Source organism: Streptomyces sp. NPDC032126 (assembly GCF_055580085.1).
The window spans coordinates 918747-943870 of sequence record NZ_JBVIMA010000002.1 but is presented as its reverse complement, the minus strand read 5'-3'; the positions used below and the strand labels follow the sequence as shown (position 1 = coordinate 943870).

Here is a 25124-nt window from a genome sequence, read left to right as displayed (position 1 = left end):
CCCATCCTCGTGGCATGGCACTTCGATCACGTACACGCAGCACGACCGCCACCAGTGGCCCGGGCCGAACCCCCGGCTCCGACGGGCGCGTTCGCCGTCGACGGCGACCACCCGGCCGGGGCGGCGTCCGGCACCGACAGGCCTCGGCGGAGGAACTCCGGCGCCGGGCCGAGGTGTTGTTCGGCGAACGGGTGGAGGAGCGGCACGGTGAACCGCTTGCCGAAGGGGCGGAAGCGGGGACCGGGCCGCCCGACGAGACCGTGGTCACGCACGGGGATGCGGCACGGGGCGCGGGAAGCTCGCTGGACCGGTTCGGGGCGGCGCTGCGCGAGCGGCTGCCGGTGTGGGTGCAGGCGCGATGCGGGCTGGAGCGCCGCGGTGTGGTGGCGCTCTCGGTGGTGCTGGTGGCCGCCGCCGTCTTCGCCGTGCAGCACTACTGGGGCGGCCGGGCGCAGTCCGTGCGGGCCCCCGAGGTGGTGCGCGCGGCGGCGCCGTACGGGGCGCAGGCCGAGGCCACCGGTTCGGGCGCGGGTGCCGGGGGCGTTCCGAGCGCGGCGTCCACCGGGCCGGCCGAGATCGTCGTGGACGTCAGCGGCAAGGTGCGCGAACCGGGGATCCATCGGCTTCCGGCCGGTTCGAGGGTGGCCGACGCGCTGGAGGCGGCCGGTGGTGTGCGGCCCGGCACGAACACCGACGGGCTCAACCGGGCGAGGTTCCTGGTCGACGGGGAGCAGGTGATCGTCGGCGCACCTACTCCGGCCGCCGCGCCGCCCGGGGGAGCGGGGGCCGGCGGTGTCGGGACCGGCGGCGCGGGCTTCGGTGGTGCGCCGATGGGAGCGGCGCCCGGGGCTCCCGTCTCGCTCAACACGGCCACGGTCGAGCAACTCGACACCCTGCCGGGTGTGGGCCCCGTGCTGGCACAGCACATCATCGACTACCGCACCGAGCACGGGGGTTTCCGCTCGGTCGACGAGCTGCGGCAGGTCAACGGCATCGGCGCGCGCCGGTTCGCCGATCTGCGGGATCTGGTACGGCCATGAGCGGCGCGTGGGCCGGGACGGCCGAGCGGGGCTCCGGCGGGCGGACGGCGCCCGCGGCGGCGGGCCACGGGCGTCGACGGGACGTGCACGCGGCCTCGGGCCGACGGCTGGGCGTCGCCCATCCCCGCCAGGAGGGCCCGGCCGATCTGCGCCTCGTGGCGCCGGCACTCGCCGCCTGGGCCATGGCGGCTCTGACACTCGACGCACGGCCGGGAACGGTGACCGCCGTGACGATCGGGTGCGTGGCCGTTGCCTGTGCCCTGCTGGTGGTCGGGCGGCGGTGGGGGCGAGGGCCACTGGGTGCGGACACCGGGCGGGCGGTGCACGGTGGGCTGGCGGGGCAGGGTGCTGGAGGGGCCGGGCGTGGTGGGTGGTCGGGGTGGGGCGGTGGGGTGGGCTGGACTCGGGTGACCGTGGCGGCCGTGCTGCTGTGTGCGGGTGCCGCCGCCGCGTCGGCGGGGTTGCACGGGGCGGATCTGCGGCGCGGACCGGTGCCGGTGCTGGCGCGGGAGTACGCGACCGTGACCGTCGAGGCCGAGCTCACGTCCGACCCCCGGCTCACCCGGCCGCGTGTCGGCGGGGATCACATGATGCCGGTGTCCGTGCTGGCCCGGGCGGAGGTGCGCCGGGTCGAGGAGGCGGGCGGGACGGCGGTGGCGACGCGGACGCCGGTCCTGCTGGTGGTGACGGCAGGAGGAGAAAAGGGCACGGCCGATGCGCGTGGCAGAGCGGGTGCCGCGCAGACGTCCGGCGGGGGCGGCGCGCCTGACCGGACCCGCACGACCGGCGAGGGCGGGGCGCCGCGGTCGCCGTGGCTGGCGTTACTGCCCTCCACGCGGGTGCGGGTGACCGGCCGGCTGTCGCCCGTCCTGAAGGACGGTGACCGGGTCGCGGCCGTGTTGCGCGTGCGGGACGGGTCCGTGCCCGCCGTCGTGGGGGAGGCGTCCACGACGCAGCGGCTGGCGGGGCGGCTGCGCGCCGGGTTGCGGGAGGCCACCGACGGGCTGCCGGCCGACGCGCGGGCGCTGCTGCCCGGGCTCGTCGTCGGGGACACCGCGCGGATCACTCCCGAACTCGACACGGCCTTCAAGGAGACCGATCTCGCGCACACGCTCGCCGTCTCCGGCAGCAATCTCACCATCATCCTGGCCCTGCTGATCGGGCCGCCGGGACTGGCCCAGCAGGTCGAGCGGCGGGGGCTCGCGGCCCGCCTCGGCATCCCCCTGCGGGCGACCGCGGTGCTCGGCGGGGTGCTCACCCTGGGGTTCGTGGTCGTGTGCCGACCCGACCCGAGCGTGGTGCGGGCGGCCGCCTGCGGCGCCGTGGTGCTGCTCGCCCTGGCCACCGGCCGACGCAGATCGCTGATTCCGGCGCTGGCGACGGCGGTCCTGCTGCTGGTGCTCTACGACCCGTGGCTCGCCCGGAGTTACGGCTTTCTGCTCTCCGTCCTCGCCACCGGGGCCCTGCTCACGTTGGCGCCCCGCTGGAGTGCGGCGTTGCTGCGGCGCGGGGTGCCGGGGCGGCTCGCGGAGGCGTTGGCGGCGGCAGGGGCCGCGCAGGCGCTGTGCGCGCCGGTCGTGGCGGTGCTGTCGGCGCGGGTCAGCCTGGTGGCGGTGCCGTGCAATCTCCTGGTGGAGTTCGCGGTCGCGCCCGCCACGGTGCTCGGCTTCGCGGCGCTGGCGGCGGCGCCGTTCGCGATGCCGGTGGCCAAGGCGCTGGCGTGGTGCGCGAGTTGGCCGACCGAGTGGATCGCGGGGGTCGCCCGGACCGGGGCGGCGCTGCCCGGGAGCGGGGTCGACTGGCCGGGCAGCTGGACCGGCGCGATGCTGCTCGCCCTGGTCACGGCGGCGGCGGTGCGGGGCGGGCGGAGGTTGCTGCGGTATCCGTGGCTGTGTGGGGCGTGCGGGCTGCTGCTCCTGCTGCTGGTGGTGCAGCCGACGCCGCTCGCCCGGGTGATCACGGGGTGGCCGCCGCCGGGATGGCGGTTCGCGCTCTGCGATGTGGGGCAGGGCGACGCGATGGTGCTGGCGGCGGGTGCGGGGGCCGGGGTGGTGGTGGACGCCGGGCCGGATCCGAGGCTGGTGGACCGGTGTCTGCGCACGCTCGGAATCAACAGGGTTCCACTGGTCGTGCTGACGCACTTCCACGCCGATCATGTGGCCGGGCTACCGGGGGTGTTGCGCGGGCGGTCGGTGGCGGCGATCGAGACGACCGGGTTCGAGGAGCCCGGCGACCAGGTGGACTTCGTACGGAGGGAGGCGGCGGCGCGGGGGATTCCGGTGGTGCGGGCCGCGGCGGGGGAGCGGCGGCGGGTCGGGACGCTGGACTGGCAGGTGCTGTGGCCTCCGCCAGGGCCGGCACCCGAGCCGGACGGGCCGAACGACGCGAGCGTCACGCTGTTCGTGCGGTCGGCGGGGCTGCGTCTGCTGCTGCTCGGGGATCTCGAACCACCGTCCCAGCAGGCGCTGTTGAGGTCACCGGCGGGTGCGCTGCTGAGTGGCGGGGTGGATGTGCTGAAGGTGGCACACCATGGTTCGGCGTATCAGGACCCGGACTTGATACGCGCTGTGGCGCCGAGGCTGGCGGTGATCTCCTGCGGCGCGGACAACCCGTACGGCCATCCCGCTCCCGCCACGATCGCGGCGCTGCGGGCCACCGGGGCGGTGGTGCTGCGGACGGACCGGGACGGGGCGCTGGCGGTGACCGGGGAGGGGGAGGACATACGGGTGGCGGCGGATTGAGCGGACGGGGGTCGGCGACGGCGGTGGGGGAGTCGTTGATCGGGGCGGCGGGGAGGGGTTCGTAGGAGACTTGCGGGATGGAATCCGTAGAGGTCGATGCCTATCTCCGTCGTGTGGGGGCCGAGCGTCCCGCGCGGGCCACCGCCGAGGCTCTGCGTGAGCTGCATCTGCGGCATCTGCAGACCGTTCCGTTCGAGAATCTGTCGATCCACCTCGGCGAGGAGATCGTGTTGGAGGAGAAGCGGCTGGTGGACAAGGTGGTGGGGGCGCGTCGGGGAGGCTTCTGCTACGAGTTGAACGGGGCGTTCGGGGCGCTGCTGGCGGCGCTCGGTTTCGAGGTCACCTTGCTCGCGGGGCGGGTGTTCGGGGCGGAGGGGCGGCTCGGGGTCCCGTACGACCATCTGGCGCTGCGGGTCGGGGCGGTGGACGGGAGCGAGTGGCTCGCGGACGTCGGGTTCGGGGCGCACAGTCACTACCCGCTGGCGTTCGGGGAGCGGGGTGAGCAGAGGGACCCGGGTGGGGTGTTCCGGATCGTGGAGACGGGGGAGAGCGGGGATCTCGATGTGATCCGTGACGGGACGCCGGAGTACCGGCTGGAGACACGGCCGCGCGTGCTCGGTGACTTCGTGACCGGGGCCTGGTGGAACCGCACCTCGCCCGAGTCCCACTTCACGCGGTCTCTGGTCTGCTCGCGGATCACCGGGGACGGGGGGAGGGTCACGCTGAGCGGGCGGCGGTTGAAGGTGACGGCTGCGGACGGGGCGGTCGAGGAGCGGGAGTTGGGGACGGACGAGGAGGTGCTGGGGGCGTATCGGCAGTGGTTCGGGATAAAGCCGGGGCGGGTTCCCGAGCTGCGGAGGAGCTGGACAATGGGGGTGTGAGTGATGTGAGACATGTACTGGTGCTGCCCGATCGGGATGCGGCGGAGGAGGTGGCCGAGGCGCTGGGGGAGCGGTTCGGGGTCGATGAGGAGCCGCGGATCGTCCGGGACGCGTTGGCCGGGGAGGACGATGCGGAGGATGCGCAGTGGTTGGTGGTGCTGAGGGATGAGGCGGGGCGGCTTGATGCTGGGGAGCTGGATGCGTTTGTGGGGAAGTGGGAGGGGTGGCGGGAGGAGCCGTGAGGGTGCGGATGCGTGAGGCCGGGCTTGTGTGAGGGGTGGGCGTCGGCTGGGGTGGGCCGGGGGTGGGTTCGCTCGCCCGCGCTTGCGGGGTGCCGCTGCGCCCACCCGTGCCGCCCCAGCGGCACGACTGCCCGCAGCTATGGGGGCGGGGGCTGTCAGTGGGGCGTGACATTCTTGGGTTGATGGCCAGGAAGAGTGCGAATGATGAGCCCCTTGCCCCGGTGACGCTCGCCGTCGGGCAGGAGGAGCTGCTGCTTGACCGTGCCGTGCAGGAGGTGGTCCGGGCCGCCAAGGCCGCCGACGCCGACACGGACGTGCGTGATCTGACCTCGGAGCAGTTGCAGCCCGGCACCCTCGCCGAGCTGACCAGCCCCTCGCTCTTCGCCGAGCGCAAGGTCGTGGTCGTGCGCAATGCGCAGGATCTGTCCGCCGACACGATCAAGGACGTGAAGGCGTATCTGTCGGCGCCCGCCGAGGAGATCACGCTCGTGCTGCTGCACGCCGGCGGGGTCAAGGGCAAGGGGCTGCTCGACGCCGCGCGCAAGGCGGGGGCGCGGGAGGTGGCCTGCCCGAAGATGACCAAGCCGGCGGATCGGCTGGCCTTCGTACGGCAGGAGTTCCGGGCCACCGGAAGGTCCGCCACGCCCGAGGCGTGCCAGGCGCTGGTCGACGCCATCGGCAGCGATCTGCGGGAGCTGGCGTCCGCCGTGTCCCAGCTCGTCGCGGATGTGGAGGGGACCATCGACGAGGCGGTCGTCGGGCGTTACTACACCGGCCGCGCCGAGGCGTCCAGCTTCACCGTCGCCGACCGGGCCGTCGAGGGCCGGACCGCGGAGGCGCTGGAGGCACTGCGGTGGTCGCTCGCGACCGGTGTCGCTCCGGTACTGATCACCAGTGCGCTGGCGCAGGGCGTGCGGGCCATCGGCAAGCTGTCCTCGGCGCGCGGTGGGCGGCCCGCCGATCTCGCCCGGGAGCTCGGTATGCCGCCATGGAAGATCGACCGGGTCCGCCAGCAGATGCGGGGCTGGACACCGGACGGCGTCGCCATGGCCCTCCGGGCGGTCGCCGAGGCCGACGCCGGGGTGAAGGGCGGCGGCGACGATCCGGAGTACGCCCTGGAGAAGGCCGTGGTCGCGATCGCACGGGCGGCGCGGTCGAGGGGCCGGGCATGAAGGAGTGAATCAGCGACGGTCCGTCCGAGCGCGCCCCAGCGACGGCCCGAAGGGGCCGCCTGACCAGCGACCGCCCCGACGGCGGTCCGGGACCCCTGCTGAACCCAGCCCCTCACCGCTCGTGATCCAGTAGCCGCCTCGGCCATGGCGAGGAGAATCGGACGTGTCAGCCGTATGGCGCCGGACAACGGAGAGGTGGCGGTTTCCATGGCTGAACACCCGCACGCACAGCTCGTCCGCAAGGGCTACGAGGCCTTCTCGGGCGGTGACATGGACACCCTGCGTGGAATGATGACCGCGGACTGTACGCATCACGTGCCCGGCAGCCACATGCTCTCGGGCGACTTCAAGGGCCAGGACGCGGTCATCGAGATGTACGGCCGGCTCATGCAGGAGACGAACGGGACGATGCGCGTCGAGCTACGGGACGTCTTCGTCGACGGCCGCGGTCACGCGGTGGCCCGGCACCACACCATGGCGGAGCGCAACGGCAAGAAGCTCGACGCCGACGGAGTGATCGTCTTCCGGATCGTCGGGGAGAAGGTGAGCGACCTCGACGAGTGCTCCCTGGACCTCGACGAGGACGACGACTTCTGGTCGTGACGCAGGCGACCAAAGACCCCGCCCGCCCCACCAAACCCCCCCCACACACACCGAAGGCCCCGGCCCCCACCCTGGGGAAGGGTGGTGGCCGGGGCCTTCGGTTCACGCTGTTGAGCCCGTACCCGCGTGGCGAACGCAGGCCGCGTACAGGCTCGGGGCGCCGGTCGGGAGCGGATGAGAGAGGGCCCGCTCTGGGTCCTTCCGGCGGTCAGATCACAGAGGTGTCAGCCCTGGAGGGACGCGACCTTGGAAGCGAGCGCCGACTTCTTGTTGGCGGCCTGGTTCTTGTGGATGACGCCCTTCGAGACGGCCTTGTCGAGCGCACGCGACGCGGCGCGCTGGTACTCGGTGGCCTTCTCGACGTCACCCGCGGCAGCGGCCTCACGGGCCTTGCGGATCGCGGTCTTCAGGGAGGACTTGACGGCCTTGTTGCGCAGCCGGGCCTTCTCGTTGGTCTTGATCCGCTTGATCTGGGACTTGATGTTCGCCACTGATTGAGCCTTTTCAGGTTCAGGCACGGGACCGCACGGGACCCGCACCAGGTGATTTCTTGGGGTGTGCCTCGCGCTGAGAGGGCATGAGACACAGCCACCCAGACTACCAGTGGCCCGGCGGACGGCCCAAACCGGCTCCCGCTCCCCACCCGTGGGACCATGGAGGCTACGTATAGATCCGACCCGAGGCATAAGGCGCCTCAAGAGACAGGACCCTGCGTGCCCGCGACCCCTAACAATGTGCCCGAGCCGAGCCGTACCGACCCGGCTCTGATCCGCAATTTCTGCATCATCGCGCACATCGACCACGGCAAGTCCACGCTCGCCGACCGGATGCTCCAGCTGACCGGTGTGGTCGAGCAGCGGCAGATGCGTGCTCAGTACCTCGACCGGATGGACATCGAGCGTGAGCGTGGCATCACGATCAAGTCCCAGGCGGTGCGTCTGCCGTGGGCTCCGACCCACGACAAGAACAACACGCACATCCTGAACATGATCGACACCCCCGGGCACGTCGACTTCACCTACGAGGTCTCGCGGTCGCTCGCCGCCTGCGAGGGGACCATCCTCCTCGTCGACGCCGCCCAGGGCATCGAGGCCCAGACCCTCGCCAACCTCTACCTGGCGATGGAGAACGACCTCACGATCATCCCCGTGCTGAACAAGATCGACCTGCCGGCCGCGCAGCCCGAGAAGTTCGCGGAGGAGCTCGCCAACCTGGTCGGCTGCGACCCCGACGACGTGCTGCGGGTGTCCGCGAAGACCGGCGTCGGCGTCGACGCGCTGCTCGACAAGGTGGTCAAGGAGATCCCGGCGCCCGTCGGTGTCGCCGACGCGCCCGCCCGCGCGATGATCTTCGACTCGGTCTACGACTCCTACCGCGGTGTCGTGACGTACGTCCGTGTCATCGACGGCCAGCTCAACAAGCGCGAGCGCATCAGGATGATGTCGACCGGCGCCACCCACGAGCTGCTGGAGATCGGCACGAACTCGCCCGAGATGCTGAGCGCGGACGGCCTCGGCGTCGGCGAGGTGGGGTACCTCATCACCGGTGTGAAGGACGTCCGCCAGTCCAAGGTCGGCGACACCGTCACCAGCCAGGCGAAGGGCGCGACCGAGGCCCTCGGCGGGTACAAGGACCCGAAGCCGATGGTCTTCTCCGGTCTGTATCCGCTGGACGGCTCGGACTACCCGGAGCTGCGCGAGGCCCTGGACAAGCTCCAGCTCAACGACGCCGCGCTGGTCTACGAGCCGGAGACCTCCGCCGCCCTCGGCTTCGGCTTCCGCGTCGGCTTCCTGGGGCTCCTGCACCTCGACGTGATCCGGGAGCGGCTGGAGCGCGAGTTCGGGCTCGACCTGATCGCGACCGCGCCGAACGTGGTCTACCGGGTGGTGATGGAGGACGGCAGCGAGCACATCGTCACCAACCCGAGCGAGTTCCCCGAGGGCAAGATCAACGAGGTGTACGAGCCGGTCGTACGCGCGACGATCCTCGCGCCGACCGAGTTCATCGGCTCGATCATGGAGCTGTGCCAGACCCGGCGCGGCACGCTGCTCGGCATGGACTACCTCTCCGAGGACCGGGTCGAGATCCGCTACACCCTCCCGCTCGCCGAGATCGTCTTCGACTTCTTCGACCAGCTGAAGTCGAAGACCCGCGGCTACGCGTCGCTGGACTACGAACCCACCGGCGAGCAGACCTCCAGCCTGGTGAAGGTCGACATCCTGCTGCACGGCGACAAGGTGGACGCCTTCTCGGCGATCACCCACAAGGACGCCGCGTACGCGTACGGCGTGCGCCTGGTCGCCAAGCTGCGCGAGCTGATCCCGCGGCAGGCCTTCGAGGTGCCGATCCAGGCCGCCATCGGCTCCCGGGTGATCGCCCGCGAGACCATCCGCGCCATCCGCAAGGACGTCCTCGCCAAGTGCTACGGCGGCGACATCTCCCGTAAGCGCAAGCTGCTGGAGAAGCAGAAGGAAGGCAAGAAGCGGATGAAGATGGTGGGTTCGGTGGAGGTTCCGCAGGAGGCCTTCATCGCGGTGCTGTCGAGCGATGACAGCGCGGGGTCGGCCAAGGGTAAGAAGTAACCGCGGGTTACAGCCGTTGGCCGGTGCAATCCGGTCATCAGGGGGCCCGTCGTGCGAAAGCGCGACGGGCCCTCCGCGTGTGCGAACAGCGCACTTGGGGGAAGTGACAGGGCGCGGACTCTTACGAACCGGCCGGTCGGGCTCTACTCTGATCCCTGCTCGATAGTTACTCGCGAGTTAAACAACGCGCGTGATCAGCCCTGCGCACCGCGTGAGAGTGAACCCAGCCGCACTGAGCCAGCCGCGCCTTCGCGGGCCCCGGAGGATGTCGTGAGCGACACACAGACACTGATCGAGAACCGTCCGCCGTCCGTCGCCGGCCTCTTCCTGGAACGCGTGGCGGCGACCCCGGACGCCGAGGCGTACCGCCACCCCGTGCCGGCCGCCTCGGGCGAGGGCCCCGACGACTGGAAGTCGCTCACCTGGGCGCAGGCCGCCGAGCGCGTCTACGCCATCGCCGCCGGCCTCATCGAGCTGGGCGTCCAGCCCGAGCAGCGCGTCGCGCTCGCCTCCTCGACGCGTCTCGAGTGGATCCTTGCCGACCTCGGCATCATGTGCGCGGGCGCGGCCACCACCACGATCTACCCGCAGACCAACGTCGACGAGTCGGCCTTCATCCTCTCCGACTCCGAGAGCCGGGTGCTGATCGCGGAGAACGCGGCACAGCTCGCCAAGGCGGTCGAGAAGCGCGCCGAGCTGCCCGAGCTGACCCACGTGGTCGTGATCGACCCGGCGGGCGCCGACACCGGCGAGGACTGGATCCTCACCCTCGACGAGCTGGAGCGGCGCGGTGCCGCCCGGCTGGAGAAGGAGCCCGAGCTGATCAAGGAGCGGGTCGGCGCGATCACCTCCGACCAGCTCGCCACCCTCATCTACACCTCCGGCACCACGGGCCGGCCCAAGGGTGTGCGCCTCCCGCACGACAACTGGTCGTACATGGCCAAGGCCATCGCCGCGACCGGTCTGATCAGCGGCGAGGACGTGCAGTACCTGTGGCTGCCGCTCGCCCATGTCTTCGGCAAGGTGCTCACCTCGGGCCAGATCGAGGTCGGCCATGTCACCGCCGTCGACGGCCGCGTCGACAAGATCATCGAGCAGCTGCCGATCGTGCAGCCGACGTACATGGCGGCCGTGCCGCGCATCTTCGAGAAGGTCTACAACGGGGTCGCGGCCAAGGCGAAGGCCGGCGGCGGCGCCAAGTACAAGATCTTCCAGTGGGCCGCCGAGGTCGCCCGCGAGTACGCCAAGGCCGCCCAGGACAGCTTCCGGCGCACCGGTACGCCGTCCGTGCCCTTCGGGCTCGCCACCAAGCACAAGGTCGCCGACGCGCTCGTCTACGCCAAGATCCGGGAGGCCTTCGGCGGCCGGCTGCGGGCCTGTGTGTCCGGCTCCGCCGCCCTCGCCCCGGAGATCGGCTACTTCTTCTCCGGCGCCGGCATCCACATCCTGGAGGGCTACGGCCTCACCGAGTCGTCGGCGGCGTCCTTCGTCAACCCGGGCGAGGCGTACCGCACCGGCACGGTCGGCAAGCCGCTGCCCGGTACCGAGGTGCGGATCGCCGAGGACGGGGAGATCCTGCTGCGCGGCCCGGGGATCATGGAGGGTTACCACGGGCTGCCCGAGAAGACCGCCGAGGTGCTGGAGTCCGACGGCTGGTTCCACACCGGCGACATCGGTGAGCTGTCCCCCGACGGCTATCTGCGCATCACCGACCGCAAGAAGGACCTCATCAAGACCTCGGGCGGCAAGTACATCGCCCCCGCCGAGGTGGAGGGCCAGTTCAAGGCGGTCTGCCCGTACGTCTCCAACATCCTGGTGCACGGCGCCGACCGGAACTTCTGCACCGCGCTCATCGCGCTCGACGAGCCGTCCCTCCTCGACTGGGCCAAGGAGAACGGCCTCGGCGGCAAGTCGTACGCCGAGGTCGTCGCCGCGCCCGCGACGGTCGCCATGGTCGAGGGCTACGTCACGCAGCTCAACGAGGGCCTGCAGCGCTGGCAGACGATCAAGAAGTTCCGTCTGCTGCCCCGCGACCTCGATGTGGAGCACGGCGAGATCACCCCCAGCCTCAAGCTGAAGCGGCCCGTCGTCGAGCGTGAGTACAAGCACCTGATCGACGAGATGTACGCCGGCACGCGCGAGGCGTAAGACACCTCCACCGCTCCCGAATGTTCGGATATCGCTCTCAAACCGACCGACTTCGAGCACAGGCGAAGCACTGTTCCCACTCATGACGGCCCACTTCGATAACTGGCCGCTTATGGGCGGGGCCCGTCTGTCACCCTGTCGGCATCGATCGAGGCGTATTCGCACGAGCCGTTCCGGGAGCTGTCCATGGGCGCCATTCCGACGCAACGGGAGACCGTTTCGCGGGCCGGCGACGCGCCTGCGCACGCCGGTGCGCCCTTACCCGTGCACGCCACGCTCGCGGGCAGCTCCCTCGCGCCGGGAGCCGCCCGTGGGCTGCTCGTCGCGGCCCTGGAGGAGTGGGCCGCCCTCGGCCTGCCCCTGCCGGCCCGGCTCGCCGAGAACGCCGTCCTGGTCCTCAGCGAGCTGGTCACCAACGCCGTCGTGCACGCCGGGACGGACATCGACCTGACCTGCCGTACGGACGAGGGCGGGATCGTCGTCGAGGTGTCCGACCGTCATCCCTCGCACCAGACGCCGCCTCCCCACGAGGCGAGCCCCTTCCCGCGGGCCGCCGTCGAGGCCCCCGAGTACGGCCGCGGCCTGCGCCTCGTCGCACTGCTCGCCGAGTCCTGGGGCGTGACCTACCGCGGCGTCGTCAAGACCGTGTGGGCGCGGCTCGCCCCCGAGGCCGAGGACGCCGCCGCCCCCGAGGACGCGGAGCTCTCCGACGGCGGGGACCACGCCTCGTACGCCGACGACCCGTACGACGACCACGCGTACGACGGGGACCCGTACGACGACGCCTACGCCGACGACCGCCCCCTCGGCGTCTTCGGGCTCGCCCCCGAGGAGCCCCGGCCCGGCAGCGAGCGCGAGTGGCTCAACCGGGGCGCGCTCTCCTTCCTCGCCGAGGCGTCCGACCTGCTCGCCGGTCAGCTCGACGAGGACCTGGTCGCCGCCCTCACCGGCCAGCTGCTGGTGCCGCGCCTCGCCGACTGGTGCGCGGTGTGGCTGGAGGACGAGGTGGGCGGCCGCGGCTGGGGCGACGGCGCCGGAGGGGCGGGACTGCGGCTCGCCCGTGTCTGGCACGGCGACGAGAGCCGCCTCGAAGAGCTGCGCCGCGCCCTGGAGAAGGACCCGCCGCACCTCACCGAGACACCCCTGTCCGGCCCCGCCACCCACCCGTGGCCCGGCGAGGCGCTGGAGGAGACGGGGACGGCGCTGGCGTACCGGCTGATCGCGGGCGGGCGGCCGCTGGGCACGCTGGTCATCGGGCGGGCCGGCCTCCTGCGCTTCCCCGACGAGGTCACCGGGCTGGTCGAGGACCTCGGCCGACGGGTGGCGCTGGCGATCGGCGCGGCCCGCCAGTACGCCCGGCAGGCCACCATCAGCGCCGTCCTCCAGCGCGGGCTGCTGCCCGGCGCGGTCGCCGAGATCCCCGGCATGCGCAGCGCCCTGGTCTACGAGCCGTGTGAGCGGGGCGGGCCCAGCGGCGACTTCTACGACCTGTTCCCGGCCGGCGACGGCCGCTGGTGCTTCGCGGTCGGCGACGTCCAGGGCAAGGGGCCGGAGGCGGCCGTCGTGATCGGGCTGGCCCGCCCCTGGCTGCGGCTGCTGGCCCGCGAGGGGTACGGCGTCGCCGACGTCCTCGACCGCCTCAACCAGCTGCTCCTCGACGACGCGACCGAGGCGGCCGACGCGGCGGCCCGCGCCTTCGTCGGCCCGGCCGGTCCGATGGACGGCCCGCAGACCCGCTTCCTGTCGCTGCTCTACGGGGAGCTCGTCCCGTTCCCCGGCGGGGTGCGCTGCACGCTGGCCTCGGCCGGCCATCCGCTGCCGCTGGTCCTCGGGCCCGACGGCGACGTCCGTACGGCCGCGCACCCGCAGACGCTGCTCGGGGTCGTCGAGGACGTCATGTACACCAGCGAGACCTTGGAGCTGCGGGCCGGCGAGACCCTGCTGTGTGTGACGGACGGCATCACCGAGCGGCGCTCGGGCTCCCGCCAGTTCGACGACGGCGACGGCCTCGCCCACGCGCTGGCCGCCTGCGCGGGCCTGAACGCCGAGCAGATAGCGGACCGGATCCGGCGTGAGGTGCACGACTTCGGAGGGCGCCCGCCCGAGGACGACCTGGCGCTGCTGGTGCTCCAGGCGGAGTGAGCGGCCCTACGGGACCGGGTACGGGGCGACTACGGGACCGAGTGGGGGCGACCACGGGACCGGGTACCGGCCGCGTACGGGACAATGGGGGACATGCCCTCCGCACTCCCCGACGGCGAGCCCGTCCCCGCCGACGGCGCGCTGCCCGCGTCCGCGCTGGCCGGGGCCGCCGACCGGCCCCTCGGCTTCTATCTGCACGTGCCGTACTGCGCGACCCGCTGCGGCTACTGCGACTTCAACACCTACACCGCGACCGAGCTGCGCGGCACCGGCGGTGTCCTCGCCTCCCGCGACAACTACGCCGAGACCCTGATCGAGGAGATCCGCCTGGCCCGGAAGGTCCTCGGCGACGACCCGCGTCCGGTCCGCACGGTCTTCGTCGGCGGCGGTACGCCGACGCTGCTGGCGGCGGGCGATCTCGTACGGATGCTGGGGGCGATCCGCGACGAGTTCGGGCTGGCGGCCGACGCCGAGGTCACGACGGAGGCGAACCCGGAGTCGGTCGACCCGGCCTACCTGGCGACGCTCCGGCAGGGCGGCTTCAACCGGATCTCCTTCGGGATGCAGAGCGCGAAGCAGCATGTGCTGCGCGTGCTGGACCGGACCCACACGCCGGGGCGCCCGGAGGCCTGTGTGGCGGAGGCGCGCGCGGCGGGCTTCGAGCACGTCAACCTGGACCTGATCTACGGCACGCCGGGGGAGTCGGACGACGACTGGCGGGCGTCCCTGGACGCGGCGATCGGAGCGGGCCCCGACCATGTCTCGGCGTACGCGCTGATCGTCGAGGAGGGCACGCAGCTGGCCCGGCGGATCCGCCGCGGCGAGGTGCCGATGACGGACGACGACGTGCACGCGGACCGGTATCTGATCGCGGAGGACGCGTTCGCGGCCGCCGGGTTCGACTGGTACGAGGTCTCGAACTGGGCGACCTCCGAGGCCGGACGGTGCCTCCACAACGAGCTGTACTGGCGCGGCGCGGACTGGTGGGGCGCGGGGCCGGGAGCGCACTCGCATGTGGGCGGGGTGCGCTGGTGGAACGTGAAGCATCCCGGCGCGTATGCCGCGGCGCTGGCCTCCGGCCGCTCTCCGGGGGCGGGGCGTGAGGTGCTGTCGGAGGAGGATCGGCGGGTCGAGCGGATTCTGCTGGAGCTGCGGCTGCGCGAGGGCGTGCCCCTGTCGCTGCTGTGCGAGCAGGGCCTCAAGGCGTCCCACAGGGCTCTGTCGGAGGGGCTGCTCCAACAGGGCCCCTACGACGAGGGACGGGCCGTGCTGACCCTGCGGGGGCGGTTGCTGGCGGATGCGGTGGTGCGGGACCTCGTGGATTAGGTGCCTAAGGGGGTGCCGGGTTCTGTTGAGTGGCGGCTGCGGGTGCGTTGTGGCTTGTCGCGCAGTTCCCCGCGCCCCTAGGTGGGTGCAGTGCACCTTCCTATTCCGTGACGAAGTCGATCAGCTCTTCCACGCGCCCCAGCAGCTCCGGCTCCAGGTCCTTGTAGGAGTTCACCCGCTTCAGGATCGCCTGCCAGACCGCGCCCGTGTTCTCCGAGGGCCAGCCCAGCGCGCGGCACACGCCCGTCTTCCAGTCCTGGCCGTGCGGGACGCGGGGCCATGCCTCGATGCCCAGGGACGACGGCTTCACCGCCTCCCAGATGTCGATGTACGGGTGGCCCACGACGAGCGCGTGGTCGCTCGTGACCTGCTGGGCGATGCGCCATTCCTTCGTGCCGGGGACCAGGTGGTCCACCAGGACGCCCAGGCGCGCGTCCGGGCCGGGGGAGAACTCCGCGACGATCGACGGGAGGTCGTCCACGCCCTCCAGGTACTCCACGACCACGCCCTCGACGCGCAGGTCGTCGCCCCACACCTTCTCGACGAGTTCCGCGTCGTGCCGGCCCTCGACGTAGATGCGGCCGGCGCGGGCCACGCGCGCGCGTGCGCCGGGGACGGCCACCGAGCCGGACGCGGTACGGGTGGGACGTACCGGCGCGGCGGAAGGCCTCACGAGCGTCACCGTCCGGCCCTCCAGCAGGAAGCCCCCCGGCTCAAGGGGGAACACCCGGTGCTTGCCGAAGCGGTCCTCCAGGGTCACCGTGCCGGCCTCGCAGCGGATCACCGCGCCGCAGAAACCGGTGGCCGGTTCCTCCACCACCAGGCCCGGGTCGGCGGGGACCTCGGGCACCGGCTTGGGCTTCTTCCACGGCGGGGTCAGGTCGGGTGAGTACTGGCGCATTCGGATGACGATAGGACCAGTGGATGCCGGCTCAGCGCGACACGCCGAAGCGCTCGGCGAGGGCGTCCCGTTGCCGTCGTACGAACCCGGCGTCCACCAGCGCGCCGTGACCCGGCACGTACACCGCGTCCTCGCCGCCCAGCGACAGCAGCCGGTCCAGTGCCGCCGGCCACTGCGCCGGTACTGCGTCCGGGCCCGCCTGGGGTTCGCCGGACTCCTCGACCAGGTCGCCGCAGAACACCGTCTCCCGTTCGCCGGGGATCAGGACCGCGAGGTCGTGGGACGTGTGGCCGGGGCCGACGTTCGCCAGCAGGACCTCGCGGCCGCCGCCCAGATCCAGGGTCCACTCCCCGGAGACCAGATGGCGGGGGGTGACCAGGGCGTCCGCCGCCTCCTCGGCCGCCGCCTCGTCCAGGCCCTGACGGACCGCGTCGGCGCGCAGCTCCTCCGCCTCGCGCGCCAGCAGGGCGTCCAGCCCCACCGCGCCGAACACCTCCGCGCCCGCGAACGCCGCCGCCCCGAAGACGTGGTCGAAGTGGGGGTGGGTGAGAGCGAGATGGGTCACACGACGGCCGGCGAGCTCCTCGGCCTCGTACCGCAGCCGCGCCCCCTCCGCCACGCTGGAACCCGGGTCGATCAGCAGTACGCCCGCCGCCCCGACGACGAGTCCCACCGTGCAGTCCCAGCCAGGCAGCCGGCGGCGCCCCACGCCGGACGCGATCCGCTCCCATCCCAGCTCTTCCCAAGTCACCGTCATGCGGCGAGGCTAACGGTACGGCCGCGAGGCGGAGACCGGCCTTGCCCAGGGAGTACCCCACCGCCGTACACTGGCGGGTAGCCCTGGCACTCGGAAGGGCAGAGTGCCAGGCGGGATGCCACGGGACATGACATCTGGAGGTGGACGCGGATGCTGAGCGAACGACGGCTGCAGGTGTTGCGCGCCATCGTTCAGGACTACGTCGGCACCGAGGAGCCGGTGGGCTCCAAGGCGCTCACCGAGCGGCACAACCTCGGCGTCTCCCCGGCCACCGTGCGCAACGACATGGCGGTGCTGGAGGACGAGGGCTTCATCGCGCAGCCGCACACCAGCGCCGGGCGGATTCCGACGGACAAGGGCTACCGGCTGTTCGTCGACAAGCTGGCCGGCGTCAAGCCGATGACCGGGCCCGAGCGTCGGGCGATCCAGAACTTCCTCGACGGCGCCGTCGATCTCGACGACGTCGTGGCCCGCACGGTGCGGCTGCTCGCGCAGCTCACCCGGCAGGTCGCCGTCGTGCAGTACCCGTCCCTGACCCGTTCCACCGTGCGCCATGTCGAGCTGCTGTCGCTCGCTCCGGCGCGCCTGATGCTCGTGCTGATCACGGACACCGGGCGGGTGGAGCAGCGGATGGTGGACTGCCCGGCTCCGTTCGGCGAGACCTCGCTCGCCGATCTGCGGGCGCGGCTGAACAGCCGGGTCGCCGGCCGTCGCTTCACGGACGTTCCGCGTCTCGTGGAGGACCTGGCCGACGCCTTCGAGGTCGAGGACCGCGGCACGGTCTCGACGGTGCTCTCCACCCTTCTGGAGACGCTCGTCGAGGAGAACGAGGAGCGGCTGATGATCGGCGGCACCGCCAATCTCACCCGCTTCAACCATGACTTTCCCCTCACCATCCGGCCCGTCCTGGAGGCCCTGGAGGAGCAGGTCGTGCTCCTTAAACTCCTGGGCGAGGCGGGGGATTCGGGCATGACCGTGCGCATCGGGCACGAGAACGCCTACGAGGGACTCAACTCCACGTCGGTGGTGTCGGTGGGCTACGGTTCGGGCGGCGAGGCAGTCGCCAAGCTCGGCGTGGTCGGCCCGACCCGCATGGACTACCCGGGAACGATGGGAGCGGTACGCGCAGTGGCACGGTACGTCGGACAGATCCTGGCGGAGTCGTAGGTGGCCACGGACTACTACGCCGTTCTCGGCGTGCGTCGCGACGCGTCGCAGGAAGAGATCAAGAAGGCCTTCCGGCGGCTCGCGCGCGAGCTGCACCCGGACGTCAACCCGGATCCGAAGACCCAGGAGCGGTTCAAGGAGATCAACGCCGCCTACGAGGTGCTGTCGGACCCGCAGAAGAAGCAGGTCTACGACCTCGGCGGCGACCCCCTCTCGCAGTCCGGCGGCGCCGGCGCGGGCGGCTTCGGGGCCGGTGGCTTCGGCAACTTCTCCGACATCATGGACGCCTTCTTCGGCACGGCGTCCCAGCGGGGGCCGAGGTCGCGGACGCGGCGCGGCCAGGACGCGATGATCCGGCTGGAGGTCGACCTCGACGAGGCGGCCTTCGGCACGACCAAGGACATCCAGGTCGACACGGCGATCGTCTGCTCCACCTGTAGCGGTGAGGGCGCCGCGCCGGGCACGTCCGCCCAGACGTGTGACATGTGCCGTGGTCGCGGTGAGGTGTCCCAGGTGACCCGGTCCTTCCTGGGCCAGGTCATGACGTCCCGCCCCTGCCCCCAGTGCCAGGGCTTCGGCACGGTCGTCCCGACGCCGTGCCCGGAGTGCGCGGGCGACGGCCGGGTCCGCTCCCGGCGCACCCTCACGGTGAAGATCCCGGCCGGTGTCGACAACGGCACGCGGATCCAGCTCGCCGGTGAGGGCGAGGTCGGCCCCGGCGGCGGTCCCGCCGGTGACCTGTACGTCGAGATCCATGAGCTGCCGCACGCGATGTTCCAGCGGCGCGGGGACGACCTGCACTGCACGGTGACCATCCCGATGACGGCCGCGGCCCTCGGCACCAAGGTGCCGCTGGAGACGCTGGACGGCATGGAGGAGGTCGACATCCGGCCCGGTACCCAGTCCGGCCAGTCGATCCCGCTGCACGGCCGGGGCGTCACCCATCTGCGCGGCGGCGGCCGGGGCGATCTGATCGTCCACGTTGAGGTCCAGACCCCGACGAAGCTCGACCCGGAGCAGGAGCGGCTGCTGCGCGAGCTGGCCAAACTCCGGGGCGAGGAACGCCCCCAGGGCCAGTTCCAGCCGGGTCAGCAGGGGTTGTTCTCCCGGCTGAAGGACGCGTTCAACGGCCGCTGACGAGCGCCGGGGACGGGGTGTGGTCCACCGGGTTTCCGGTGGGCCAGGCCAAGGGAAGCCCGGGTTCGGTGTTGTCCGGAGGACGTGACAACATGCCGTCATGTCCTCCGCACTGACCGATCTCTTCCCTCTGCCGATCGTGCAGGCCCCCATGGCGGGCGGTGTCTCCGTGCCCGGCCTCGCCGCCGCCGTCAGTGAGGCGGGCGGGCTCGGTTTCCTGGCCGCTGGGTACAAGACCGCCGACGGGATGTACCAGGACATCAAGCAGCTGCGCGGGCTGACCGGCCGCCCCTTCGGCGTGAACCTCTTCATGCCGCAGCCGGAGTACGCCGAGTCGGGCGCGGTCGAGCTCTACGCCCATCAGCTCGCCGGCGAGTCCGCCTGGTACGAGACCGAGCTGGGCGACCCCGACAGCGGCCGCGACGACGGCTACGACGCCAAGCTCGCGGTGCTGCTCGACAACCCGGTACCGGTGGTCTCCTTCCACTTCGGCGTGCCGAGCCGCGACGCGCTCGACTCGCTGCGCCGCGCCGGCACCCTCACCCTGGTCACCGCGACGACCGCCGAGGAGGCCCTCGCGGTCGAGCGGGCGGGCGCCGACGCGGTGATCGTGCAGGGCGTCGAGGCCGGCGGCCACCAGGGCACCCACCGGGACGTCCCGGAGAACGACGGCGCCGGCATCGGTCTGCTCTCCCTGCTCGCCCAGGTCCGCGAGACCGTCGGCATCCCGCTGGTCGCCGCGGGCGGCATCATGCGCGGCGGCCAGATCGCCGCCGTCCTCGCGGCGGGCGCGTGCGCGGCGCAGTTGGGCACCGCGTTCCTGGCCACGCCCGAGTCCGGCGCGAGCGCCGTGCACAAGCAGGCGCTGACCAACCCGCTCTTCGCCCGCACCGAGCTGACCCGCGCCTTCTCCGGCCGCCCGGCGCGCGGCCTGGTCAACCGCTTCCTGCGCGAGCACGGGCCGTACGCGCCCGCCGCCTACCCGGAGGTCCACCACCTCACGGCCCCGCTGCGCAAGGCGGCCGCCAAGGCGGGCGACGCGCAGGGCATGGCGCTGTGGGCGGGGCAGGGTCACCGGATGGCCCGCGATCTGCCCGCCGGGCAGCTGGTGGAGGTGCTGGCCGCCGAGACCGACGCGGCCGTGACAGCGTTGTCGCGCGGATCCTGGCATGGATCCTCGCTTGGAGCTTCGCGCGGATCTTCGTCGGAGGAGGAGCGATGACGGCACCGGTGTTCGTGGTCGAGTCGTTCGACGGGCCCGCCCTCAGCGGCGGCGAGTTCGTCCTGGAAGGAGCCGAGGGCCGGCACGCCGTGTCCGTGAAGCGGCTGCGGCCCGGCGAGGAGGTCGTCCTCACCGACGGGCGCGGCCGCTGGGCGCAGGGCGTCGTCACGGCCACCGAGGGCAAGGACCGCCTGGTGGTCGGCGGCCTGGACGACGTCACCGAGGAACCCCCGGAGCAGCCCCGGATCACCGTGGTCCAGGCGCTGCCCAAGGGCGACCGCGGTGAGCTGGCCGTGGAGACGATGACCGAGGTCGGTGTCGACACGATCGTGCCGTGGCAGGCGGCGCGCTGCATCACCCAGTGGAAGGGCGAGCGCGGCCAGAAGGCCCTCGCCAAGTGGCGGGCCACGGCCCGGGAGGCGGGCAAGCAGTCCCGCCGGGTGCGCTTCCCGGAGGTCGCGGACGCGGCAACGACCAAGCAGGTTGCGGCACTTCTCGCCAAAGCCGACTTCGCCGCCGTGCTGCACTCCGACTTCGAGCACAGCAGCGCCGCCCTCGCCACCGCCGAACTCCCCACCGAGGGCGAGATCGTGCTGGTCGTCGGCCCCGAAGGGGGCGTCGCCGCCGACGAGTTGGCGCAATTCGCGGAGGCGGGCGCGAAGACGTTCGTGCTCGGACGTACGGTGCTGAGGACATCGACCGCCGGTACGGCGGCGGCCGCCCTGCTCCTCGGCCGCACCGGCCGCTGGTCCTGAACCCAGGGGGGACACCGTGGAACTCGCCCAAGTACGGCTGCTCGTCACCGACTTCGCCGCCTGCTACCACTTCTACGCCGACGTCCTCGGCCTCAAGCCGCAGTCGGGGGCGGTGCACGGGCCGTACGAGAAGTTCAGCCCGGCCACCGGTTCGGCGGGGATCGCCATCCAGGACCGGGCGATGATGGCGGAGATCCTGGGCGAACTCGGCGAGGAGGCCAACGGCCACCGCTCCCTGGTCGCCCTGCGCGTCGACGACCTGGACGCCTACTGCGCCCAGATCGCCGCCCGGGGCGCCACCCTGATCCACGGCCCCGCCTCCGTGTCCGACCGCATGCGCGCCGCCCACCTCAAGGATCCCGAGGGCAACGTGGTGGAACTTCAGGAGTGGCTGCTGCTGCGCGGATAGCTCCGCTGGTGGGGCCGTATTTCGGCTTCGGGTCCGTTGTGGCTGTATGCGCCCTACCCGCTCGTGCCCGTGAGTGGCAGGCTGCGTGCATGGTTGGTCGCGTTCGGGCTCTTGGGGTGGCCGGGGTCGCTGTGGTGGGGCTCTTCGGGGTCGTCGGGTGCGAGCCCGGGGGGCCGGGGGCGGTGTCCGTGGCGTACACGACCGACCAGGCCGCGACGCGCGAGATCCAGCAGCACGACGTCAAGGTGAACTGGCTCAACTGCACGGGCCAGTACGGCGACGGCGAGAAGATCGTCACCATCGACTGCCGGGGCCGGACCGGCGACGACCGGAACATCACCGTCAAGGGGAAGGTCACCCGGGCCGTCGACGGGGCCTGTGTGCGCGGGGATCTCACCGCCGAGGTCGGCAACAAGCAGCTGTTCCATGTGAGCGGGCTCGGCGACTGCAAGTCGGCGAGCCCCTCGCCGGTCGAGCCGCCCCCGTCGGCACGGCCCGGCCAACCGAACCGGCCGGGTCGGCCCACCGCCACCGTCACGGTCACGAAGACCGTGTGGTGCCCGGGTGACCCGCACTGCCCGGTGCGGGGCAAGTGACCCGGCGGGGCAAGGGGCAAGTGATCGAAACCCGTGGCCGAAGGGCGGGCGCGTGCATAGGGTGATCGGGTGACCCAGTCCTCGTCCGCGACGTCTGCCGCATACCTCAGATTCCCGCACCCGCACGGCGACTTGGTGACCTTCACCGCCGAGGACGACGTGTGGATCGCGCCCCTCGACGGCGGCCGCGCCTGGCGGGTCAGCGTCGACAACGTCCCCGTGACCGGCCCCCGTATCTCCCCCGACGGCACGACCGTCGCCTGGGCCTCCACCCGCGACGGCGCCCCCGAGGTGCACATCGCCCCGGTCGACGGCGGCCCCTCCACCCGGCTGACGCACTGGGGCAGTTGGCAGACCCGGGTGCGCGGCTGGACCCCGGACGGCCGGGTCCTCGCGCTGAGCACCTACGACCAGGCGTCCCTGCGCCGCAGCTGGGCCCGCGCCGTCCCGCTCGACGGGGGACCGGCGACCACCCTGCCGTACGGGCCCGTCGGCGATGTCGCGTACGGCCCGCACACCGTCCTGCAGTCCGCGATCAGCCGCGAGGCCGCCCACTGGAAGCGCTACCGGGGCGGTACGGCGGGCAAGTTGTGGATCGACCGGGACGGCGACGGCACGTTCGTCCGGGTGCACGAGGGACTCGACGGCAACCTCGAATCCCCGGTGTGGGTGGGGGAGCGGCTCGCCTTCCTCTCCGACCACGAGGGCACCGGCGCCCTGTACTCCTCCCTCGCCGACGGCTCCGACCTGCGCCGGCACACCCCCCTCGGCGGCTTCTACGCCCGCCACGCCGCGGGCGACGGCACCCGGATCGTCTATGTCTCGGCCGGTGAGCTGTGGATCCTCGACGACCTGGACGGCGCCGAGCCGCGCCGCCTCGACGTCCGCCTCGGCGGGCAGCGCGTCGACCGCCGGCCCCGGCCCGTCACCGCGTCCCGCTGGCTGGGCGCCGCCGCCCCCGACCACACGGCGCGCGGCAGCGCCGTCGAGGTGCGCGGCGCCATCCACTGGGTCACCCACCGCTCCGGTCCCGCCCGCGCCCTCGCCGCCGCACCCGGGGTACGGGCCCGGCTGCCGCGCACCTTCCGCGCGGAGGGCGAGGAGTGGGTGGTGTGGGTGACGGACGCGGAGGGCGAGGACGCCCTGGAGTTCGCCCCGGCCACCGGGCTCGCCCCCGGCGCCACCCCGCGCCGGATCGGCGCCGGACGCCTCGGCCGGGTCCTGGAGCTGGCCATGGCCCCCGACGGCAGCCGTGCCGCCGTCGCCGCGCACGACGGGCGGCTGCTGCTCGTCGAGCGGGACAGCGGCGAGATCCGCGAGGTCGACCGCAGCGAGGACGGTGAGGTCTCGGACCTGGTGTTCTCCCCGGACTCCACCTGGCTGGCCTGGTCGCACCCCGGGCCGCGGCCGCTCAGCCAGCTCAAGCTCGCCAACACCACCGACCTGTCGGTCTCCGAGGCGACCCCGCTGCGCTTCCGGGACTACGCGCCCGCCTTCACCCTCGACGGCAAGCACCTGGCGTTCCTGTCGACGCGCGCCTTCGACCCGGTCTACGACCAGCACGCCTTCGACCTGTCCTTCGTCGTGGCCGCCCGCCCGTATCTGATCACGCTGGCCGCGACCACGCCCTCGCCCTTCGGGCCGCAGCGGCACGGGCGGCCCTTCGACGCGCCGGACAAGGACGAGACGCCCGACAGCGAGGGGACCCCGGCGACCCGGATCGACCTGGAGGGACTCGCCGAGCGCATCGTGCCGTTCCCGGTCGAGGCCGGCCGCTACTCCGGCCTGGCCGCCGCCAAGGACGGCGTGTTGTGGCTGCGCCACCCCGTGCGCGGTGTCCTCGGCGCCTCCCGGGCCACCCCGGACGACCCCGATCCGCGCACCGAGCTGGAGCGTTACGACCTCGTCCAGCGGCGCCTGGAGCATCTCGCCGCCGACGCCGACGACTTCGAGGTCAGCGGCGACGGCAAGCGGCTGCTGCTGTGGTCCGACGGCAAGCTCAGGGTCGTACCGAGCGACCGGCGGGCCCCGGGCGACGACGACTCGGACGGCAACATCACCGTCGACCTCGGCCGGATCCGCCAGACCGTCGACCCGGCCGCGGAGTGGCGGCAGATGTTCGACGAGAACGGCCGCATCATGCGGGACAACTTCTGGCGCGCCGACTTCGGCGGCGTCGACTGGGACGCCGTCCTCGACCGCTACCGGCCCGTCCTCGACCGGGTGTCGACCCACCACGACCTCGTCGACCTGCTCTGGGAGGTGCACGGCGAGCTGGGCACCTCGCACGCCTACGTCATTCCGCGCGGCGGATACGGCAACGGGGCCCGCCAGGGCCTGCTCGGCGCCGACATCTCCCGCCACGAGGACGGCGGTTGGCGCGTCGACCGCATCCTGCCGTCGGAGACCTCCGACCCCGACGCGCGCTCCCCGCTGACCGCGCCGGGCGTGGCCGTGCGCCCCGGGGACGCGATCGTCGCGGTCGGCGGTCATCCCGTCGACCCGGTCACCGGGCCCGGGCCGCTGCTCGTCGGTACGGCGGGCAAGGCGATCGAGCTGACGATCTCGCCGGCCGGCGGGGGCGAGCCGCGGCACGTGGTGGTCGTACCGATCGCCGACGAGGAGGCGCTGCGCTATCACGCGTGGGTCGCGGACCGGCGGGCGTACGTCCATGAGCGGTCGGGCGGCCGGCTCGGCTATCTCCACGTGCCGGACATGCAGGCGCCCGGCTGGGCGCAGATCCACCGGGACCTGCGGATCGAGGTGGCGCGGGAGGGCCTGGTCGTCGACGTCCGGGAGAACCGGGGCGGGCACACCTCGCAGCTGGTCGTCGAGAAGCTGGCGCGCAGGATCGTCGGCTGGGACCTGCCGCGCGGCATGCGGCCGTCCAGCTATCCGGAGGACGCGCCGCGGGGGCCGGTGGTCGCCGTCGCCAACGAGTTCTCCGGCTCGGACGGGGACATCGTGAACGCGGCCATCAAGGCGCTGGGGATCGGCCCGGTGGTCGGCACCCGCACCTGGGGCGGGGTGATCGGCATCGACAGCCGCTACCACCTGGTCGACGGCACGCTCGTCACCCAGCCGAAGTACGCGTTCTGGCTGGAGGGTTACGGGTGGGACGTGGAGAACCACGGCGTCGACCCGGACGTGGAGGTCGTGATGGCCCCGCAGGACCACGCGGCGTCCCGCGACACCCAGCTGGACGAGGCGATCCGGCTGGCGCTGGCGGCGCTGGAGGAGAACCCGGCCAAGGTGGCGCCCGAGTTGCCGGGCGCGTAGACCGACGGCGATACGATGCCCCGC

20 protein-coding genes are annotated in these 25124 nt (G+C 72.5%); 17 read left to right on the top strand and 3 right to left on the bottom strand.

Annotated elements, in window-relative coordinates; genetic code table 11:
- Positions 1-14: 14 nt before the first annotated feature.
- From ACZ5NW_RS12740 to ACZ5NW_RS12715, 6 genes are all read left to right on the top strand, one after another.
- Entirely contained in the window at positions 15-1040 is a 1026-nt protein-coding gene (locus ACZ5NW_RS12740; RefSeq protein ID WP_468743818.1) for a ComEA family DNA-binding protein, read from the top strand.
- The gene (locus ACZ5NW_RS12735; protein WP_468743817.1) at positions 1037-3781 is read left to right on the top strand and encodes a ComEC/Rec2 family competence protein; all 2745 of its coding nucleotides are present in this window, start codon (positions 1037-1039) and stop codon (positions 3779-3781) included. The genes ACZ5NW_RS12740 and ACZ5NW_RS12735 overlap by 4 nt, the downstream gene beginning before the upstream one ends.
- Before the next feature lie 77 nt (positions 3782-3858).
- Positions 3859-4662, top strand: a complete 804-nt coding sequence (locus ACZ5NW_RS12730; RefSeq protein ID WP_468743816.1) for an arylamine N-acetyltransferase family protein — start codon at positions 3859-3861, stop codon at positions 4660-4662.
- Positions 4659-4904, top strand: coding sequence for a hypothetical protein (locus ACZ5NW_RS12725; RefSeq protein WP_468743815.1), 246 nt, complete (start codon positions 4659-4661; stop codon positions 4902-4904). Before ACZ5NW_RS12730 ends, ACZ5NW_RS12725 begins: the two co-directional genes overlap by 4 nt.
- Positions 4905-5086: 182 nt before the next feature.
- Positions 5087-6076 (top strand): DNA polymerase III subunit delta, encoded by a 990-nt coding sequence (gene holA, locus ACZ5NW_RS12720; protein WP_468743814.1) that lies wholly within the window; start codon positions 5087-5089, stop codon positions 6074-6076.
- 207 nt (positions 6077-6283) lie between these two features.
- Positions 6284-6679 (top strand): nuclear transport factor 2 family protein, encoded by a 396-nt coding sequence (locus tag ACZ5NW_RS12715; RefSeq protein ID WP_468743813.1) that lies wholly within the window; start codon positions 6284-6286, stop codon positions 6677-6679.
- Between the two features lie 224 nt (positions 6680-6903).
- On the opposite strand, the gene rpsT is transcribed toward ACZ5NW_RS12715, so the two are convergent.
- Positions 6904-7170 (bottom strand): 30S ribosomal protein S20, encoded by a 267-nt coding sequence (gene rpsT, locus ACZ5NW_RS12710; RefSeq protein ID WP_031476902.1) that lies wholly within the window; start codon positions 7168-7170, stop codon positions 6904-6906.
- A gap of 222 nt (positions 7171-7392) precedes the next feature.
- Between rpsT and lepA the strand changes: the two genes are divergently transcribed.
- The 4 genes from lepA to hemW all read left to right on the top strand — a co-directional run bounded on the left by lepA (position 7393) and on the right by hemW (position 14877).
- Positions 7393-9261 (top strand): translation elongation factor 4, encoded by a 1869-nt coding sequence (lepA, locus tag ACZ5NW_RS12705; RefSeq protein ID WP_468743812.1) that lies wholly within the window; start codon positions 7393-7395, stop codon positions 9259-9261.
- Positions 9262-9531: 270 nt separating this feature from the next.
- A complete protein-coding gene (locus ACZ5NW_RS12700) occupies positions 9532-11409 on the top strand; it encodes an AMP-dependent synthetase/ligase (protein ID WP_468743811.1) in 1878 nt (625 codons plus the stop codon).
- A 186-nt stretch (positions 11410-11595) separates the two neighbouring features.
- The gene (locus ACZ5NW_RS12695) at positions 11596-13551 is read left to right on the top strand and encodes a SpoIIE family protein phosphatase (RefSeq protein ID WP_468743810.1); all 1956 of its coding nucleotides are present in this window, start codon (positions 11596-11598) and stop codon (positions 13549-13551) included.
- Between the two features lie 93 nt (positions 13552-13644).
- Positions 13645-14877 carry a radical SAM family heme chaperone HemW gene (gene hemW, locus ACZ5NW_RS12690; protein ID WP_468743809.1) on the top strand — a complete coding sequence of 411 codons (1233 nt, stop codon included), beginning with the start codon at positions 13645-13647 and terminating at the stop codon, positions 14875-14877.
- Positions 14878-14977: 100 nt separating this feature from the next.
- Here hemW and ACZ5NW_RS12685 read toward each other — a convergent pair whose 3' ends face one another.
- Positions 14978-15778: a DUF3097 domain-containing protein gene (locus tag ACZ5NW_RS12685; protein WP_468743808.1), complete on the bottom strand. Its 801-nt coding sequence runs from the start codon at positions 15776-15778 to the stop codon at positions 14978-14980.
- A 31-nt stretch (positions 15779-15809) separates the two neighbouring features.
- On the bottom strand, positions 15810-16535 hold the full coding sequence (locus tag ACZ5NW_RS12680; RefSeq protein ID WP_468743807.1) for an MBL fold metallo-hydrolase: 726 nt from the start codon (positions 16533-16535) through the stop codon (positions 15810-15812).
- A 150-nt stretch (positions 16536-16685) separates the two neighbouring features.
- Between ACZ5NW_RS12680 and hrcA the strand changes: the two genes are divergently transcribed.
- The 7 genes from hrcA to ACZ5NW_RS12645 all read left to right on the top strand — a co-directional run bounded on the left by hrcA (position 16686) and on the right by ACZ5NW_RS12645 (position 25100).
- Positions 16686-17702, top strand: coding sequence for a heat-inducible transcriptional repressor HrcA (gene hrcA, locus ACZ5NW_RS12675; RefSeq protein WP_468743806.1), 1017 nt, complete (start codon positions 16686-16688; stop codon positions 17700-17702).
- Positions 17703-18839: a molecular chaperone DnaJ gene (dnaJ, locus tag ACZ5NW_RS12670; RefSeq protein WP_468743805.1), complete on the top strand. Its 1137-nt coding sequence runs from the start codon at positions 17703-17705 to the stop codon at positions 18837-18839.
- 100 nt (positions 18840-18939) lie between these two features.
- Positions 18940-20061, top strand: a complete 1122-nt coding sequence (locus tag ACZ5NW_RS12665; protein ID WP_468743804.1) for a nitronate monooxygenase — start codon at positions 18940-18942, stop codon at positions 20059-20061.
- Positions 20058-20816: a 16S rRNA (uracil(1498)-N(3))-methyltransferase gene (locus ACZ5NW_RS12660; protein ID WP_468743803.1), complete on the top strand. Its 759-nt coding sequence runs from the start codon at positions 20058-20060 to the stop codon at positions 20814-20816. The genes ACZ5NW_RS12665 and ACZ5NW_RS12660 overlap by 4 nt, the downstream gene beginning before the upstream one ends.
- Before the next feature lie 16 nt (positions 20817-20832).
- Positions 20833-21225: a VOC family protein gene (locus tag ACZ5NW_RS12655; protein ID WP_468743802.1), complete on the top strand. Its 393-nt coding sequence runs from the start codon at positions 20833-20835 to the stop codon at positions 21223-21225.
- Between the two features lie 188 nt (positions 21226-21413).
- Positions 21414-21821: a hypothetical protein gene (locus tag ACZ5NW_RS12650; protein WP_468743801.1), complete on the top strand. Its 408-nt coding sequence runs from the start codon at positions 21414-21416 to the stop codon at positions 21819-21821.
- Between the two features lie 69 nt (positions 21822-21890).
- Positions 21891-25100 (top strand): S41 family peptidase, encoded by a 3210-nt coding sequence (locus ACZ5NW_RS12645; protein ID WP_468743800.1) that lies wholly within the window; start codon positions 21891-21893, stop codon positions 25098-25100.
- The last annotated feature ends 24 nt before the right edge of the window (positions 25101-25124 follow it).

Excerpts from the sequence above, each read along its gene's own strand:
- ACZ5NW_RS12740 (WP_468743818.1), top strand. The coding sequence starts at position 15 with ATGGCACTTCGATCACGTACACGCAGCACGACCGCCACCAGTGGCCCG.
- ACZ5NW_RS12735 (WP_468743817.1), top strand. The coding sequence starts at position 1,037 with ATGAGCGGCGCGTGGGCCGGGACGGCCGAGCGGGGCTCCGGCGGGCGG.
- ACZ5NW_RS12730 (WP_468743816.1), top strand. The coding sequence starts at position 3,859 with ATGGAATCCGTAGAGGTCGATGCCTATCTCCGTCGTGTGGGGGCCGAG.
- holA (WP_468743814.1), top strand. The coding sequence starts at position 5,087 with ATGGCCAGGAAGAGTGCGAATGATGAGCCCCTTGCCCCGGTGACGCTC.
- ACZ5NW_RS12715 (WP_468743813.1), top strand. The coding sequence starts at position 6,284 with ATGGCTGAACACCCGCACGCACAGCTCGTCCGCAAGGGCTACGAGGCC.
- ACZ5NW_RS12695 (WP_468743810.1), top strand. The coding sequence starts at position 11,596 with ATGGGCGCCATTCCGACGCAACGGGAGACCGTTTCGCGGGCCGGCGAC.
- hemW (WP_468743809.1), top strand. The coding sequence starts at position 13,645 with ATGCCCTCCGCACTCCCCGACGGCGAGCCCGTCCCCGCCGACGGCGCG.
- ACZ5NW_RS12685 (WP_468743808.1), bottom strand. The coding sequence starts at position 15,778 with ATGCGCCAGTACTCACCCGACCTGACCCCGCCGTGGAAGAAGCCCAAG.
- ACZ5NW_RS12680 (WP_468743807.1), bottom strand. The coding sequence starts at position 16,535 with ATGACGGTGACTTGGGAAGAGCTGGGATGGGAGCGGATCGCGTCCGGC.
- hrcA (WP_468743806.1), top strand. The coding sequence starts at position 16,686 with ATGCTGAGCGAACGACGGCTGCAGGTGTTGCGCGCCATCGTTCAGGAC.
- ACZ5NW_RS12665 (WP_468743804.1), top strand. The coding sequence starts at position 18,940 with ATGTCCTCCGCACTGACCGATCTCTTCCCTCTGCCGATCGTGCAGGCC.
- ACZ5NW_RS12660 (WP_468743803.1), top strand. The coding sequence starts at position 20,058 with ATGACGGCACCGGTGTTCGTGGTCGAGTCGTTCGACGGGCCCGCCCTC.